Source organism: Roseateles toxinivorans (assembly GCF_004362525.1).
Classification (GTDB): Bacteria; Pseudomonadota; Gammaproteobacteria; order Burkholderiales; family Burkholderiaceae_C; genus Paucibacter; species Paucibacter toxinivorans.
The window spans coordinates 490,691-505,554 of the sequence record NZ_SNXS01000002.1 but is presented as its reverse complement, the minus strand read 5'-3'; the positions used below and the strand labels follow the sequence as shown (position 1 = coordinate 505,554).

Genomic DNA, 14,864 nt, shown 5'->3' with positions numbered 1-14,864 from the left:
ATGGAGACCGCCCCCATGTCCATGAAGCTCGCTACCCTGGCCCTCGCCGCCGTCCTGCTTGCCCCGGCGCAGGCGCAACAGAAGACCACGCTGACCGTGGCCACCTTCCCCGATCTGGACCGCGCCGCCAAGGCAGCCGTGCCGGCCTGGAACAGGCAGTACCCGAACGTCGAGCTGAAGATCATCTCGCTGCAGTACGCCGACCACCACACGGCGATGACCACCGCCCTGGCCACCGGCTCGGGCCTGCCCGATGTGATGGCGCTGGACCTGCGCTTCATCGGCAAGTTCGCCGAGAGCGGCGGCCTGGAAGACCTGGCCAAACCGCCCTTCAACGGCCTGGCGCTGCGCGAGCAGTTCGTGCGCTACACCTACACGCAGGCGACCAGCAGCAGCGGCGCGCTGGCCGCCATGCCCACCGACATCGGCCCGGGCACCCTGCTGTACCGCAAGGACATCATCGACAAGGCCGGCGTCACCGAAGCCGATCTGACCCGGGACTGGGCCAGCTATATCGCCGCCGGCAAGAAGATCAAGGCCGCCACCGGCGCCTACCTGTTGGCCGATGCCGCCGATCTGCGCGACATCGCGCTGCGCGCCGGCCTGAAGGACGGCGAGGGCATCTACTTCGACGCCAAGGGCCAGGTGCTGGTCGACAGCCCGCGCTTCGTGCGTGCCTTCGAACTGGGCCGAGAGGCCCGCCAGGCCGGGCTTGATGCCAAGGCCACATCCTGGACCAATGAATGGGCGGCCGGCTTCAAGCAGGGGCGCATCGCCACGCAGATGATGGGCGCCTGGTTGACCGGCCATCTGAAGAACTGGCTGGCACCCGACACCGCGGGCAAGTGGCGCTCGGCCAATCTGCCCGGTGGCCTGTACGGCTCCTACGGTGGCTCGTTCTACGCGATACCGAAGAAGGCCGCGCACAAGCCCGAGGCCTGGGACTTCATCCGCTTCATGACCGCCAACAAGGACACGCAGCTGAATTCGCTGCGCGTGCTCGACACCTTCCCGGCGCTGATCGCCGCGCACCAGGACGCGCTGATGGACGAGCCGATCGCCTTCCTCGGCGGCCAGAAGGCGCGGCTGCTGTGGCGCGACATTGCGGCCAAGGTACCGGCGATTCCGGTCAGCAAGTACGACGCGGTGGCCACCGACATCATCCGCGACGAATTCGAGAAGGTGGTGGCCGAGGGCAAGGACATCAAGACGGCGCTGGCCGATGCGAAGTCGCTGATCGCGCGCCGCGCGCGCCGCTGAGTGGTGATGAAGATGCGTCAACTCAAAGCCCGCGACGTCGCGCCCTATCTCTTCATCGCGCCCTTCTTCGTGCTGTTCCTGGTGTTCGGCCTGTTTCCGCTGGGCTTCTCGATCTGGCTGTCGCTGCACCAATGGGATCCGGCCGCCGGCCTGGCCGCGATGCGCTGGGTCGGACTCGAGAACTACGGCTACGCCTTGACAGACCCCTGGTTCCACAAATCGCTCTACAACACGCTGTGGTTCGCCATCGTCTCCGGCCTGCCCCAGCACCTGCTGGCGCTGCCGCTGGCCTACTTCATCAACCGGCGTCTCAAGCGCACGCGAAATGCCGTCGTCGGGGCCTACTTCCTGCCCTACATCACCTCCAGCGTGGCCATCGCGCTGATCTTCAGCACGCTGCTGTCCAAGGACTATGGCGTGATCAACGCGGTGCTCGCCGAACTGACCCGTGTGCCGCTGCTGGGCACCTTGATGCCGGCCGAGAGCATCGACTGGCTGGGCCAGGCCGCCTACACCAAGCCGGCAGTCGCCTTCGTCGTGTTCTGGCGCTTCCTGGGCTGGAATGTGGTGCTCTACCTGTCGGCGCTGCAGGTCATAGACAAGGACCTGTTCGAGGCCGCGACGCTCGACGGTGCCGGCGAGTGGCAGCAGTTCCGCTACATCACGCTGCCGCTGCTAAAGCCGATGATGTTCTTCGCCGTCACCTTGACCCTCATCGGCAATCTGCAGCTGTTCGAGGAACCCTTCATCCTGGTGGACATCGAGAAGGGCGTCAGCCAGTCGGTGATGACCACGGCCATCTTCATGTACCGGCTGGCCTTCTCGGATGGCGACTTCGGCACCGCCTCGGCCGTGTCCTGGCTGCTGTTCATCGTCATTGCGGTGCTGACCTGGCTCAACAGCCGCTTGTTCGGCCGTCAGGTCGGAGGTGAACATGCGGCGCGCTGACACCACCTCCACCGCCATGGCCTGGCTGCTGGTCGGTGCCGGCGCGCTGATACTGATCGCGCCGTTCTACTTCACCTTCGTCTTCGCCACCCATCCGCGCACCGAGATCTTCAACTCGCCGCCGCCGGCCTGGTTCGGCACATCGGCACTGAGCAACTTCGACCTGCTGCTGGAGCGTCTGCCCTTCTGGCGCAATCTGGGCATGAGCCTGTATGTGGCCAGCATGACGACGGCGCTGAACCTTCTGCTGTGCTCGCTGGCCGGCTACGCCTTCGCCACCTACGAGTTCCGCTTCAAGCGCGAGCTGTTCGCCGTGGTGCTGGCCTCGATGATGCTGCCCAGCTTCCTGAACATGATCCCCAGCTTCATGGTGATGGATGCCTTAGGCTGGATCGATCAGCCACGCGCGCTCTACATCCCGGCCGCCGCCGGGGCACTGGGCATCTTCATGATGCGCCAGTACATAGGCTCGGCGATCCATCGCGACCTGATAGATGCCGCGCGGATGGACGGCTGCGGCGAGTTCCGCATCTTCTGGAGCGTGGTGCTGCCGCTGCTCGGCCCGGCACTCGGCACGCTGGGGCTGATCACCTTCATCTCGTCCTGGAACAACTTCGTCGCACCGCTGGTGGTGATGCGCTCGGCCGAGAACTACACGCTGCCGCTGGCCCTGCGCTCGATGCAAAGCCCCAACAACACCGAGTGGGGCGCTTTGATGATGGGCAGCGCCATCGCGATGTTGCCGCTGTTGATCGTCTTCTTCTTCAGCGCCAGGCGACTGGTGGCTGGCCTGACCTCGGGCGCCGTACGCGGTTAGCTCTCTTGCTTGACTGAACTGAATCCATGAACGCCACAGACAACACCCCGGTCTCGATCGCCGAACTGGCGCGCGCCTTCAAACCCGACTTCCAATGGGGAGCGGCGACCAGCGCCGCCCAGATCGAAGGCGCCGCATTGACCGATGGCAAGGCCGACTCGATCTGGGACCGCTTCTGCCGCGAGACCGGGCGCATCAACGATGGCTCGAACATCGACGTGGCCTGCGACCACTACCACCGCTACAAGGACGATGTGGCGCTGATGAAGGGGATGGGCCTGGACGCCTACCGCTTCTCTTTCGCCTGGCCGCGACTGCAGCCGCTGGGCCGCGGCGCCTGGAACGAGGCCGGCTTTGATTTCTACGACCGGCTGATCGACGAACTGCTGGCTGCCGGCATCAAGCCCCACGCCACGCTGTACCACTGGGACCTGCCGGCCGCGCTGCACGACGAATTCGGCGGCTGGGCCTCGCGCCAGATCGTGCCGCTGTTCGCCGACTACGCGGCCGAGGTGGCCCGCCGCTTCGGCGACCGGCTGGCCAGCCTCTCGACCCTGAACGAACCCTGGTGCGTGGCCACCCTGGGCTACGAAACCGCCCAGTTCGCCCCGGGCCTGACCAGCCGCGCCGTCGCCGCCCAGGTCTCTCACCATCTGATGATGGCCCATGGTGCGGCGATACAGGCGATGCGGCCGCTAACCAAGACGCCGCTGGGCGTGGTGCTGAACCACACGCCCGCCTTTCCGGCCCAGGCCACCGAGGCCGACCGCCGCGCCGCCCGCATTGACGATGGCCTGAATGTGCGCTGGTATATGGACCCGATCTTCCGCGGCCAGTACCCGGCCGATGTGATCGAGCATCTGGGCGAGGATGCGCCGGTGATCGAGCCTCAAGACCTGGCCCTGATACAGCAGCCGCTGGACTTTCTGGGCGTCAACTTCTACACCCGCAGCTTCATCAGCACCCGGCTGCCGGCCGTGCCGGCCCCGGGCAAGCAGGGCTTCACCGACATGGGCTGGGAAATCTACCCCAAGGCCCTGACCCAGCATCTGGTGCGCATCACCCGCGAATACTCGCCGCCACCGATCTACATCACCGAAAACGGCATGGCCAATGCCGACACCGTGATCGATGGCCGCGTCACCGACCACGAGCGCATCGCCTATCTGCGTGAGCACCTGCGTGCGCTGGCCAGCGCCATCGATCTGGGCGCCGATGTGCGCGGCTATTTCTACTGGAGCCTGCTCGACAACTTTGAGTGGAACTCGGGCTACACCAAGCGCTTCGGCCTGTTCCATGTGGATTTCGCCACGCAGCAGCGCCTGGCCAAGGACAGCGCGAACTGGTACCGCGAGTTCATCGCCGCCCACCACGATTTGAAGGCCTGAGATGAAGAAGATCGACGTGCGCGTCGCGGCTATGGGGCGGCAGAGGAGGCGGGGGGGCGGCCACCACGGGCTGAAGCTTGGGCCGGTCCGTTCGGCCCGACCTCCAGCTTCTCTATGCCCGCCGTGGCCGGCCCCCCACCCCCTCTGCGGATGCGCTGGTGGCCACCAACCCCGCGCAGTGCTCGCGTCTGGCGGAATGGCGAGCCTGCACACACTGTGCAGCAGCGATGAGGGCGCGCCGGTCGCAGCGGGCATAAAGAAGCCGATGCCCGGTCCGAGCAGGACCGGACGATGCTTCAGCCCGCTGCGGCCGGCGCGCCCTCGTCGCTGCCGCTACACACATCAAGTGGCGAGCCAAACGAAGCGGAGCCACTGAAGATGGCAAGTCTCAGCTTCAAGAGCGTTGACAAGAGCTATGGCAACAACGCGGCCGTCGTCCGCAACCTGAACCTCCACGTAAACGATGGCGAGTTCATGGTCCTGGTCGGCCCATCGGGCTGCGGCAAGAGCACGTCCTTGCGCATGCTCGCCGGCCTGGAAGACGTCAGCGCCGGCCAGATCTTCATCGGCGAGCGCGAGGTCACAGACCTAGCGCCCGCCCAGCGTGGCGTGGCCATGGTGTTCCAGAGCTATGCCCTCTATCCGCACATGACAGTGGCCGAGAACATGGGCTTCGGGCTGAAGATGTCCGGCGCCTCCAAGGCCACGGTGAACGAGGCGGTGCTGAAGGCCGCACGCAGCCTTCAGCTTGAGCCGCTGCTGGCGCGCCGGCCCAAGGAGCTGTCGGGCGGCCAGCGGCAGCGGGTGGCCATAGGCCGGGCCATCGTGCGCGAGCCGCAGGTATTTCTGTTCGACGAGCCGCTGTCGAACCTGGATGCCTCGCTGCGCAACGAGATGCGGGTCGAGCTGTCGCGCCTGCACGAGCGACTGGGCGCCACCATCATCTACGTCACCCACGATCAGGTCGAGGCGATGACCTTGGGCGACCGCATCGCCGTGTTCAATGGCGGCCGCATCGAGCAGGTCGGCCCGCCGATGGAGGTCTATCGCCGGCCGGTGAACCGCTTCGTCGCCGGCTTTCTGGGCTCGCCGCGTATCAACTTCCTGCCCTCTGCCTTGATGCCTGGCCTATTACCCGCCGGCACCGCCAGCGTCGGCTTGCGCCCCGAGCATCTGCGCTGCGTGGCGGGTGATGCGGGACCGGGTCTTGCCGGTGCGCTGGAGCTGGTCGAGCACCTGGGCGATGCCTGCCTGGCCTATGTGCGCGTGGTCGGCGTCGAAGACATCGTCGCCGTCAAGCTCGGCGCCGCCGAGGGCCTGGCCTTGCAACGCCACCAGCCGGTGCGGCTGCAGTTCGACGATGCGCATGTGCTGGCCTTCGATGCCCAGGGCCTGACGCTGTTTTCCTGATATTGGAGTGCCCAGAGAATGAAGTCGAGCAGCTTTCCCCGCCTGGTGGCCGATGTCGGCGGCACCAATGTGCGCTTTGCCAGCCAGTACGTGGCGCAGGGTCCGTTGATGGGCATGGCCAGCTATGCCTGCGCCGACTTCGCGACCCTGTGGGATGCGCTGCAGCACCATCTGGCCGCGCGCGGCGAGGGCCGGCCGCGCTGGTGCGCAATCGGCATTGCCACCGCCATCACCGGCGACCATGTGCAGATGACCAACCACCACTGGGGTTTCTCGATCGCCGCGCTGCAGCAGGCGCTGGGCGCCGAGCGGTTGGTGGTGCTGAACGACTTCACCGCGCTGGCGCTGTCCCTGCCCGCGCTGGCCCCCGAGGCGCGCCGCCAGGTCGGCGGCGGCGCGGCGGTCGATGGCGCACCGCTGGGCCTGGTCGGCCCCGGCACTGGCCTGGGCGTCAGCGGGCTGCTGGCCGGCCAGTTGGCCATCGGCGGCGAGGGCGGCCATGTGACGCTCAGCTCCTGCGAGCCCGAGGAGGATGCGGTGCTGAAGGTGCTGCAGCGCCGCTTCGGCCATGTCTCGGCCGAGCGGGCGCTGTCGGGGCCAGGTCTTGAAAATCTGTACCGGGCCCTGGCCGAAGTGCGTGGCCAACCGGAGGCACCGCTGGACGCCAAGGACATCAGCAGCGCCGCGCTGGACGCCAGCAACCCGCTGGCCGTGGCCGCGCTGCAGCTGTTCTGCAGCCTGCTGGGCAATGTGGCCGGCAATGTGGCCTTGACCCTGGGCGCGCGCGGCGGCCTCTACATCGGCGGCGGCATCGTGCCGCGGCTGGGTGAGTGGTTCGACCACAGCCGCTTCCGCGAGCGCTTCGAGGCCAAGGGGCGCTTCCGCAGCTATCTGCAGGCAATCCCGACCTATGTCGTCCAGGCAGGGGACCAGGCCGCGCTGCTGGGCGCCAGCCGCGCACTCGATGCGGGAGCCCATCACTGACGGCGCTAGACTGGCCTCGCCCCCCACAGCGAGATCCGCCATGTCAACACCCGCCTTCGAAGTCCTGCCCCGCGATCTGTCGCCCTACAAGGCCGGCAATGTCGGCGTGGACTATGTGCACCGCTTCGAGTCCGGCAAGCCCGGGCCCCATGTGCTGATCAATGCGCTGACCCATGGCAACGAGTTCTGCGGCATGGTGGCCGCTGCCCATCTGCTCGACAACGCGGTGCGCCCGAAGATAGGCACGCTGACGGTCAGCTTCGCCAACGTGCAGGCGTATGAGAGCTTCAATGCCGACAAGCCCTTCGACAGCCGCCAGATCGACCACAACCTGAACCGCATCTGGTCGGCCGAATGGCTGGACGGACCCGAGGACAGCATCGAGCTGCGGCGCGCCCGCGCGCTGCGCTCGGTGGTGGCCGCGGCCGATCACATCCTGGACATCCACTCGACCTCGCAGGACGTGGTGCCCTTCTGGGTCTATCCCGACTACGCCCGCAATGCCGAGCTGGCCAGCGCGCTGTCGCAGCCGGCCGTGCATATGGTGATGCCCAGCGGCATGCAGTCCGGCACACCGCTGATACAGCATGGGCGGCACGGCCAGGCCGACGGCCCCGGCGCGGCCCTGGTGGTCGAATGCGGCCAGCACTTCAAGCAGGCCAGCGCCGATACGGCGGTGGCCGTGACGCTGGAGTTCCTGGCCCACTTCGGGCTGATTGATCACCCGAAAACTACGCCGGCCGCAGCGCGCCGCTACGCGCTGATGAAAACCCATGTGGTGCAGAACGCCGACTTCCGCTTCGCCCGCCCGGTGGTGGGCCTGGAAGTGTTCGCCGAGGGCGAGCTGATCGCCACCGATGGCGACACCGAGATCCGCGCGCTGTGCGAGGGTTGCACCATCTTCATGCCCACGCGCAGCCCCATCGTCGGCCGCGAGGGTGTGTACCTCACCCGTCCGCTGGGCTGAGCGATCCAGGGGCGCTGGCCATGACGGCCGACCTGTTCGCCGATCAGCCCCGCAGCCCCTCGCGGCAGGCCCTGGCCGAGGGCGCCTGGGTGCTGCAGGCCTTTGCGCAAGACCGGCAGCAGGCCCTGCTGGACGAGATCGAAGCCTTGCTGGCACAGGCCCCGCTGCGCCATCTGCTGACACCCAGCGGCCACACGATGTCGGTGGCGATGAGCAATTGCGGCGCCCTGGGCTGGGTGTCGGACGCGCGCGGCTATCGCTACGATGCGCTTGACCAGCTCACTGGCAAGCCCTGGCCCCCGATGCCGGCGCTGTTCGAGCGACTGGCCCTCGAAGCTGCCACGGCCGCCGGCTTCGAAGGCTTCAGACCCGACGCCTGCCTGATCAACCACTATGTACCCGGCGCCAAGCTGAGCCTGCACCAGGACCGTGATGAGCGCGACCGGCGCCAGCCCATCGTCTCGGTGTCGCTGGGTCTGCCGGCAGTGTTCCAGTTCGGCGGCCTGACGCGCAGCGGGCCGCTGCAGCGCACCCGGCTGGAAAGCGGTGATGTGGTGGTGTGGGGCGGGCCCTCGAGGCTGGCCTATCACGGCGTGGCGGCGCTGGCCGAGGGCGAACATGGGCTGACCGGCCGCTGCCGCTACAACCTGACCTTCCGGCGTGCCGGCTAGGGCCTGTTGACGCTACGTCTGCCTGTGCGAGCAGGGCTGCCACACAAATGGCCGTGCACGTCGTTGCAAAGCCTCACCGGGGGGCCTACCCCGGTTTCGTTTTGCGCCTAGTTCACGGCGATTTGTGTGGCAACGCATCAGGCAGACGTAGCGTCAACAGGCCCTAGGCCAGCCGCTGCAGCACGACTTCCCAAGCCCATTTCGGATGCTCGTAGCGGCCAATCACCCCCTCCTTGCAGCTCAGCGTCGACCAGCCCTCGGCAAACATCAGCGTCACATCATCGGCATCGAAGAAGCGCTTGGGAAAGCCGTCAACCAGATAGTAGCGGGGCGCGATCTCGGGATGGCCGACCGCACCGTAGTGCACGTCGCGGGTCGAGTTGAGCCGGCACACCAGCAGGCCGCCGGGCGGCAGCCACTGATGGATGCGCCGCGCCAGGGCCAGGGTATCGGGCCAGCTGAAGTAGTGCAGGCTCAGCGAGGCCAGCACCACCGAGCAGCCCTCGGCCTCGGGCGGGAACGGTGCCTGCAAGTCCTGGCGGTGGATGCGCGCGGACGGCGCTCTCAGGCGCGCCTCGGCGACCGCCTCTTCCGACAGATCCAGCGCCACCACGTCCAGCCCGTGGGCCAGCAGGGTGGCGGTGTCGCGCCCGCTGCCACAACCCAATTCCAGTATCGGCCGGCCGGCGCTGTGCCGGGCCATCAAGGGCAGCCAGGGCTGCAGCCAGCTATCGTCGTTGTCCATCTCTGCGTTCGGTTCATGCGGCTTGACGCCGGAGCGCCGATACTCGCACATCAGTATCAAATTGCGGATCACATCGCCAGAGCACCATGGATCAGCTGCGTTCAATGCGGGTTTTTGTGCGCGTCGTCAGCGAGGGCGGCTTTGCTGCGGCCGCACGCGCGCTGGACATGGCGCCGACCGTCGTCACCCGCGTCATGGCCGAGCTGGAGCAGCACCTGGGCGCCAGGCTGCTGAACCGCACCACGCGCCGGATGGCGCTGACCGAGATCGGTGAGGCCTATCTGGAGCGCGCCCGTGCGGTGCTGCTGGCCGTTGACGAGGCCGATGCCTTGGCCGGCGCCTCGGCCACCGATCCGCGCGGCCTGCTTCGGGTGCTGGCCCCGCCGGCCTTTGCCATCCACCAACTGGCCAAGCATCTGCCGCGCTTTCGTGCGCGCTACCCCCATGTGATGCTGGAGCTGAGCCTGCCCGGGCCGGTGGAGACGATGGATGAGAACTTCGATGTCTGCATCCTGATGACGGCGCAGGGCAATCTACAGGGCGATTTCATCGCGCGCCGTCTGGCCACCTCCGAGTACCTGACCTGCGCCTCGCCCGCCTATCTCGACCGGCGCGGGCGGCCCCGCCAACCGGCCGACCTGCTGCAGCACGACGTCATACTGCCGGCCAACTCGTCCGTCAGGCGCGAAGTCACCTACTACCGCAGCCAGGCCCATGCCCAGCCGGGCCAGCCCGCCTCGGTGACCTTGGCCACGCCGCCGGGCGTGCTGATCAGCAGCTACTCCGATATGAACTACGCCGCCGCCCTGGCCGGCGTCGGCCTGGCGGGTGTGCCCACCTTTGTGGCCGAGCAGGCGCTGCGCGACGGCCGCCTGGAGCATGTGCTGCCGGGCTGGCGCCTCAGCAAGGTGCAGCTGTCGGTGGCCATGGCCACACGCCAGCATGTACCGGCCCGCACTCGCGCCTTCATCGACTTCCTGGTGCAGACCTTTGGCGGTGAGGATCGTGATCCTTGGCTGCTGCCCGACGCGCAGGAACACGCGGCAGCATTGCCGGCCTGACAACCGCTGGCGCCGCAGCGCCAACGCTTCGCGCCGCACCGCCCTGGCTTGATCGCATTGCGCTGGAAGCCGCGGCGCTCAAGCACGAAAGTTCACTCCATCGAAGGCGCTGTTGCTCTTCGACTCAGCAAACCAACCGGAGTGAATCACCATGAAATTCCTGAAGCCCATTTCCCGCAGCACCCTGCAATTCGCACTCACCACCACGCTGGCCCTGCTCGGCAGCCTGGCCATGACCCAGCAGGCCATGGCGGCCGATGCCGGCAAGACACGCCAGGCCGTGCAGGCCGAACTGGCTCAGGCCCGCGCCGACGGCACGGTGGCCAGGCTGGCCGCCGACACCGAGCTGGCCCCGCCGGTGAAGACCTTTGGCGGCCGCTCGCGTGCCGAGGTGATTGCCGAGCTGGTGCAGGCCCGCGCCGAGGGCATGATGGCCAGCAACAACGAGGCCGATCCGTTCACGACGCAGAACATTGCTGCCGCGCGGGCCGAGAACGCAGCGCGCCAGGAGGCCAAGGCCGGCAAGCCGAACCGCTGATGCGAGGCCGCAAGGCAATACCTGACCCTTTTGCACCTTCATCCATGCCCGGCCCTGACCTCACGTCAGGCCGGGCACAGTTTCTTTACACTTCGTTCACACGCGCGCCAGAAGCCCGTTGCAGAGTGGGTCCTGGGCGCCGATGCGCCGGAGGCAAGCCACCATGATGCTCAATTTCAAACCACTCAAGCCGGCGGCACTGCTCGCCGCCACGATGCTGATGTGCGTGGCCGGCCCGTCCGCACAGGCGCAGGAGCGCCATGGCGGCCACGGTGGCTATGTCGGCCCGCAGCGCGGTGGCGGTAGCCACGCCTCGCCACACTGGCAGCTGGACCGCCGCTACCAGCACAACCACTACTACCCTTCGCGCGGCTATGTGTCCATCGGCCTGCCGCCCGGGGCCATCAGCATTGGCCACGGGCGCGGCAGCTACTTCTTCCACAGCGGTGTCTGGTTCAGCCCGGTGGGCAGCCGCTACCGGGTGGTGGCCCCGCCCTTCGGCATCGTGGTGCCGGTGCTGCCACCGGCCTACACGCCGCTATGGATAGACAGCACCCGCTACTACTATGCCAACGGCAGCTACTACACGGCGGCCACCGACGGCGGCTACACGGTGGTGCCGCCGCCGCCGGGCGCCGAGCAGGCCAGACCGCTGCCGCCGCTGCCCGAAGCCAAACCGGCGCCCGATCCCATCATCTACCCACGCTCCGGCCAGAATGCCCAGCAGACCGAAAGCGACCGCCAGGAATGCAACCGCTGGGCCACCACCCAGCCCGCGGCCCAGGTCGATGCCAGCGTGTTCCAGCGCGCGGTGGCGGCCTGCATGGATGGCCGCGGCTACACGGTGCGCTGATCCTTCACGCCTGCGCCGTGAGGTAACGCCGCTCCCAGGCGGTGACCTCACGCTCGTAGCTGTCGAACTCCAGCGATTTGACGGCCGTGTAGGCCTGCACGAAGTCGTCGCCGAGCAGCCTGCGAGCCGAGGCGCTGGCCTGCATCTGTGCCAAGGCCTGGCCGAAGCTCAGCGGCAGGCGATGCTCGGTGGCCTGGTCATAGGCATTGCCCACCACCTGGGCGCTGGGCTTCAAGCCCTCGTTGATGCCCGCCAGCCCGGCCGCCAAGGAAGCGGCAATGGCCAAATAGGGATTGGCATCGGCGCCGGCCACGCGGTTCTCGATGCGCCGCGCCGCCGGGCCGCTGAGCGGCACGCGCAGGCCGGTGGTGCGGTTGTCCGGGCCCCACTGCAGATTCATCGGTGCCTGGCTGTTGCGCACAAAGCGGCGGTATGAATTGACGTGAGGCGCCAGCACCAGCATCAGGTCGGGCAGATAGGTCTGCAGGCCGGCCACATACTGGCCAAAGAGGGCGCTGTCGCTGCCGTCGGCATTGCAGAACACATTGCGGCCCTCGGCATCGACCAGGCTCTGGTGCAGATGCATGGAGCTGCCCGCCTGCCCCTCGATCGGCTTGGCCATGAAGACCGCGTTGAGGCCATGTTTGAGCGCAGTCTCCTTGGCCGCGTACTTGAACAGAAAGGCCTGGTCCGCCACCTCGACGGCGTCGCCATGCAGCAGATTGATCTCGTACTGCGTCAGCCCGACCTCGTGTATCCAGGTATCGGCGCGCACGCCCAGGGTCAGCAGCGCCTGCTGGAACTCGTCCCAGAACGGCGCCAGCTCGTTGAGCATGTTCAGGCTGAAGGCCGACTGGCCGGCCTCGGCGCGGCCGCCGCGGGTCACCGGCGCGGCAAAGGGCAGGGCCGGGTCGGTCATTGGCGCGGTCAGGTAGAACTCGAGCTCGGGCGCCACCACCGGGCTCAGGCCCAGGGCGGCATAGCGGGCCAGCACCAGCTTCAGCACCGAGCGCGGCGCGAAGGCGCAGTGGCGGCCGTCCAGCTCCAGGCAGTCGTGGATGGCCAGCGCGCGCGGCTGGGCCGCCCAGGGCACGGGCTTGACGGTGGCGTAGTCGGGCGCCAGGCGCACGTCGGGATCGGCGTCGGCAAAGATCGGGTCGTAGGAATAGTCGCCGGTAATGGCCTGCATCGCGATCGCCTGGGCGATGCGCAGCTCGGTGCCGGCGGCAAAGCTGTCGGCCGGCATCAGCTTGCCGCGCGGATAGCCCGACACATCGGGATAGATGCACTCGACCTGGCGTATGCCCTGCTGCTCGAACCAGGCCTTCAGATCGGTCGGGAGAGTGGTGCTGCTCATGACTTCAGGACTTGGCCACCAGGCTGAAATGCTCGACATGGGGCGGGCTGGCGAAGAACGGGCCGATGATGGCGCGCCACTGCGGGAACAGCGGGCCTTCGCGGAAGTCCACGGTGTGGTTCTCCAGCGTCTCCCAGAACACCATCAGCACATAGAGCTCGGGGCTTTCGATGCCGCGATTGATCTTGTAGCCCTTGAAGCCCTTGGCGTTGGAGATCACCGTGCTGGCGGCGCGCTGGATCGCCTCCTCAAACGCGGCCTGCTGGCCGGGGGCAATGCGGATATTGGCGATCTCGAGAATCATGCGGGGGCTCCATAGCGGTGGGTGTGCACAGCCACCATCGTAAGCGCAAGCTCAGCCCCGGCGGCGCAAGCGCATCCTCAGCCCCAGCGGCGCCATCGTGAAGGCCAGATGCTCGGCCGGCGGCTGGCCATCTGCCGTGTCCACGCCCAGGATGTCGAAGCGGCCCAGCAGGCAAGCCATCACCATCTTCATTTCCAGCAGGGCCAGATAGCGCCCTGGGCAGATGCGCGGGCCGGCACCAAAGGGCATGGAGATGCGCTTGGCCGCACTGGCCAGGGCACCGGGCCCACCGTCGCCCAGCCAGCGTTCGGGCTCGAAGGCCGCGGCGCGAGGCAGATGCGTTTCGCTGACGCTGTCGCGCCGCAGCAGGCTGATCACCACCGTATGGGCGGGCACCTGCACATCGCCGATCTGCAACGCATGCAGGGTCTGCAAAGGGAGTATCGGCGCCACCGGCTTGAGCCGCATGGTCTCGTGGGCGCAGGCCTCGATATAGTCCAGCTGCGTCAGCTGCTCGTGGCTGGGCCGCAGGCCATCGCCGCCAACGCGCCGCACCTCCTCGGTGGCGCGGGCCAGCGCCTCGGGGTGCTGCCACAGCAGATGGATCATCCAGGCCAGCGTGTTGGCGGTGGTGTCCTCGCCGGCCAGCAGCATGGTCAGCACATTGCCGGCGACCTGGTCGTCATCGATGCCGCTGCCCTCCTGGTCGGCGGCCACCAGCATCGCCTCGAGCAGATTGTTGGGCCGTTCGCGTAGGCCCGGATCGGCCTGCAGGCGTATGCGGGCCTGGCTGATGAAGCCGGCCACCGCCGCATTGATCTCGACGATGCTGCGCTCCAGCCGCCGGTCGGCCGCGCTGCGCGCGAAGCGCCAGGTCGGCACGGGCGAAAAAATGCGCCTGAACAGCGCGGGAAAGAGCTTGTCGAGATGGCTCTGGATCACGTCCGCGTCGGACTCCAGCGTATTGACCTCGGCGCCGAAAGCCAGACCGGCGATGGTGTCCACCGTGAAGCGCATCAGGTCGGCCTGCAGGTCGATCGTCGCCCCAGCGTCGCCGGCCCGGGCCCAGCGCGCCACCAGCTGTTCGCCAACCCGCTGCATCGCCGGCAGATAGCGCTTCACATGGGCCGGGTCGAAGCCGGCCATGACCATGCGACGCTGCCGCTTCCAGGTCTCGCCGTTGGCGCCGAACACGCCCACCGGCAGACCCATCTCGGTCCAGATTTCCTGCAGCCGGGTGGTGCGGCGAAAGCCGTCGGGGCGGTCACGCAGCACGACCGCCACTGCCTCATGGTCACCGATCACCATCACATGGCGCTTCATCAGCTGCAGCTTGAAGAAGGGGCCGAACTCCCGCGCCCAACCCTCCAGCTGCTGGTGAAAGCGCGAGGTCTCGATCTGCAGCGCATTGCCGAAGAAGGGCAGGCCGCGCGGGCCGGGCAGATCGTCGAATTGCCGCAAGGCGGGCGTCGCCTGTTGCGGGCGCTGTTCCTGCGTGATAGCTTCCATCGGGACTCCTGCGCCCGACTTGGGCAAAGGCAAGGGTACGTGGAAGTCGCGC

15 protein-coding genes are annotated in these 14,864 nt (G+C 67.5%); 11 read left to right on the top strand and 4 right to left on the bottom strand.

The annotated features are described in order from the left end of the window. Positions 1-15: 15 nt before the first annotated feature. From DES47_RS08040 to alkB, 8 genes are all read left to right on the top strand, one after another. Positions 16-1,260 carry an ABC transporter substrate-binding protein gene (locus DES47_RS08040; RefSeq protein ID WP_243748209.1) on the top strand — a complete coding sequence of 415 codons (1,245 nt, stop codon included), beginning with the start codon at positions 16-18 and terminating at the stop codon, positions 1,258-1,260. Between the two features lie 12 nt (positions 1,261-1,272). Beyond that, complete coding sequence (locus DES47_RS08035) at positions 1,273-2,208, top strand: carbohydrate ABC transporter permease (protein WP_243748208.1); 936 nt, start codon at positions 1,273-1,275, stop codon at positions 2,206-2,208. Next, positions 2,195-3,025, top strand: coding sequence for a carbohydrate ABC transporter permease (locus DES47_RS08030; RefSeq protein ID WP_133700161.1), 831 nt, complete (start codon positions 2,195-2,197; stop codon positions 3,023-3,025). The genes DES47_RS08035 and DES47_RS08030 overlap by 14 nt, the downstream gene beginning before the upstream one ends. A gap of 26 nt (positions 3,026-3,051) precedes the next feature. After that, positions 3,052-4,413, top strand: a complete 1,362-nt coding sequence (locus DES47_RS08025; protein ID WP_208114936.1) for a GH1 family beta-glucosidase — start codon at positions 3,052-3,054, stop codon at positions 4,411-4,413. 378 nt (positions 4,414-4,791) lie between these two features. Beyond that, positions 4,792-5,823: an ABC transporter ATP-binding protein gene (locus tag DES47_RS08020; protein ID WP_133700160.1), complete on the top strand. Its 1,032-nt coding sequence runs from the start codon at positions 4,792-4,794 to the stop codon at positions 5,821-5,823. 18 nt (positions 5,824-5,841) lie between these two features. Next, the gene (glk, locus tag DES47_RS08015; protein WP_133700159.1) at positions 5,842-6,807 is read left to right on the top strand and encodes a glucokinase; all 966 of its coding nucleotides are present in this window, start codon (positions 5,842-5,844) and stop codon (positions 6,805-6,807) included. A 40-nt stretch (positions 6,808-6,847) separates the two neighbouring features. Continuing rightward, a complete protein-coding gene (locus DES47_RS08010) occupies positions 6,848-7,774 on the top strand; it encodes a M14 family metallopeptidase (protein ID WP_133700158.1) in 927 nt (308 codons plus the stop codon). A 20-nt stretch (positions 7,775-7,794) separates the two neighbouring features. Next, complete coding sequence (gene alkB / locus DES47_RS08005) at positions 7,795-8,445, top strand: DNA oxidative demethylase AlkB (protein ID WP_133700157.1); 651 nt, start codon at positions 7,795-7,797, stop codon at positions 8,443-8,445. A gap of 163 nt (positions 8,446-8,608) precedes the next feature. Here alkB and DES47_RS08000 read toward each other — a convergent pair whose 3' ends face one another. Further along, positions 8,609-9,190: a class I SAM-dependent methyltransferase gene (locus DES47_RS08000; protein ID WP_133700156.1), complete on the bottom strand. Its 582-nt coding sequence runs from the start codon at positions 9,188-9,190 to the stop codon at positions 8,609-8,611. A gap of 86 nt (positions 9,191-9,276) precedes the next feature. On the opposite strand from DES47_RS08000, the gene DES47_RS07995 reads away from it, so the two are divergent. The 3 genes from DES47_RS07995 (at position 9,277) to DES47_RS07985 (ending at position 11,642) form a co-directional block, all read left to right on the top strand. Then, the gene (locus DES47_RS07995) at positions 9,277-10,251 is read left to right on the top strand and encodes a LysR family transcriptional regulator (protein WP_133700155.1); all 975 of its coding nucleotides are present in this window, start codon (positions 9,277-9,279) and stop codon (positions 10,249-10,251) included. A gap of 151 nt (positions 10,252-10,402) precedes the next feature. Beyond that, positions 10,403-10,789 carry a DUF4148 domain-containing protein gene (locus DES47_RS07990; protein WP_133700154.1) on the top strand — a complete coding sequence of 129 codons (387 nt, stop codon included), beginning with the start codon at positions 10,403-10,405 and terminating at the stop codon, positions 10,787-10,789. Positions 10,790-10,952: 163 nt separating this feature from the next. Beyond that, the gene (locus DES47_RS07985; protein WP_133700153.1) at positions 10,953-11,642 is read left to right on the top strand and encodes a DUF6515 family protein; all 690 of its coding nucleotides are present in this window, start codon (positions 10,953-10,955) and stop codon (positions 11,640-11,642) included. A gap of 4 nt (positions 11,643-11,646) precedes the next feature. On the opposite strand, the gene DES47_RS07980 is transcribed toward DES47_RS07985, so the two are convergent. The 3 genes from DES47_RS07980 to DES47_RS07970 are packed head-to-tail and all read right to left on the bottom strand — an operon-like array spanning position 11,647 to position 14,812. After that, on the bottom strand, positions 11,647-12,999 hold the full coding sequence (locus DES47_RS07980; protein ID WP_133700152.1) for a glutamine synthetase family protein: 1,353 nt from the start codon (positions 12,997-12,999) through the stop codon (positions 11,647-11,649). A 4-nt stretch (positions 13,000-13,003) separates the two neighbouring features. Next, positions 13,004-13,303 carry an antibiotic biosynthesis monooxygenase family protein gene (locus DES47_RS07975; protein WP_133700151.1) on the bottom strand — a complete coding sequence of 100 codons (300 nt, stop codon included), beginning with the start codon at positions 13,301-13,303 and terminating at the stop codon, positions 13,004-13,006. 51 nt (positions 13,304-13,354) lie between these two features. Beyond that, positions 13,355-14,812 carry a cytochrome P450 gene (locus DES47_RS07970; RefSeq protein ID WP_133700150.1) on the bottom strand — a complete coding sequence of 486 codons (1,458 nt, stop codon included), beginning with the start codon at positions 14,810-14,812 and terminating at the stop codon, positions 13,355-13,357. Positions 14,813-14,864: the final 52 nt, after the last annotated feature.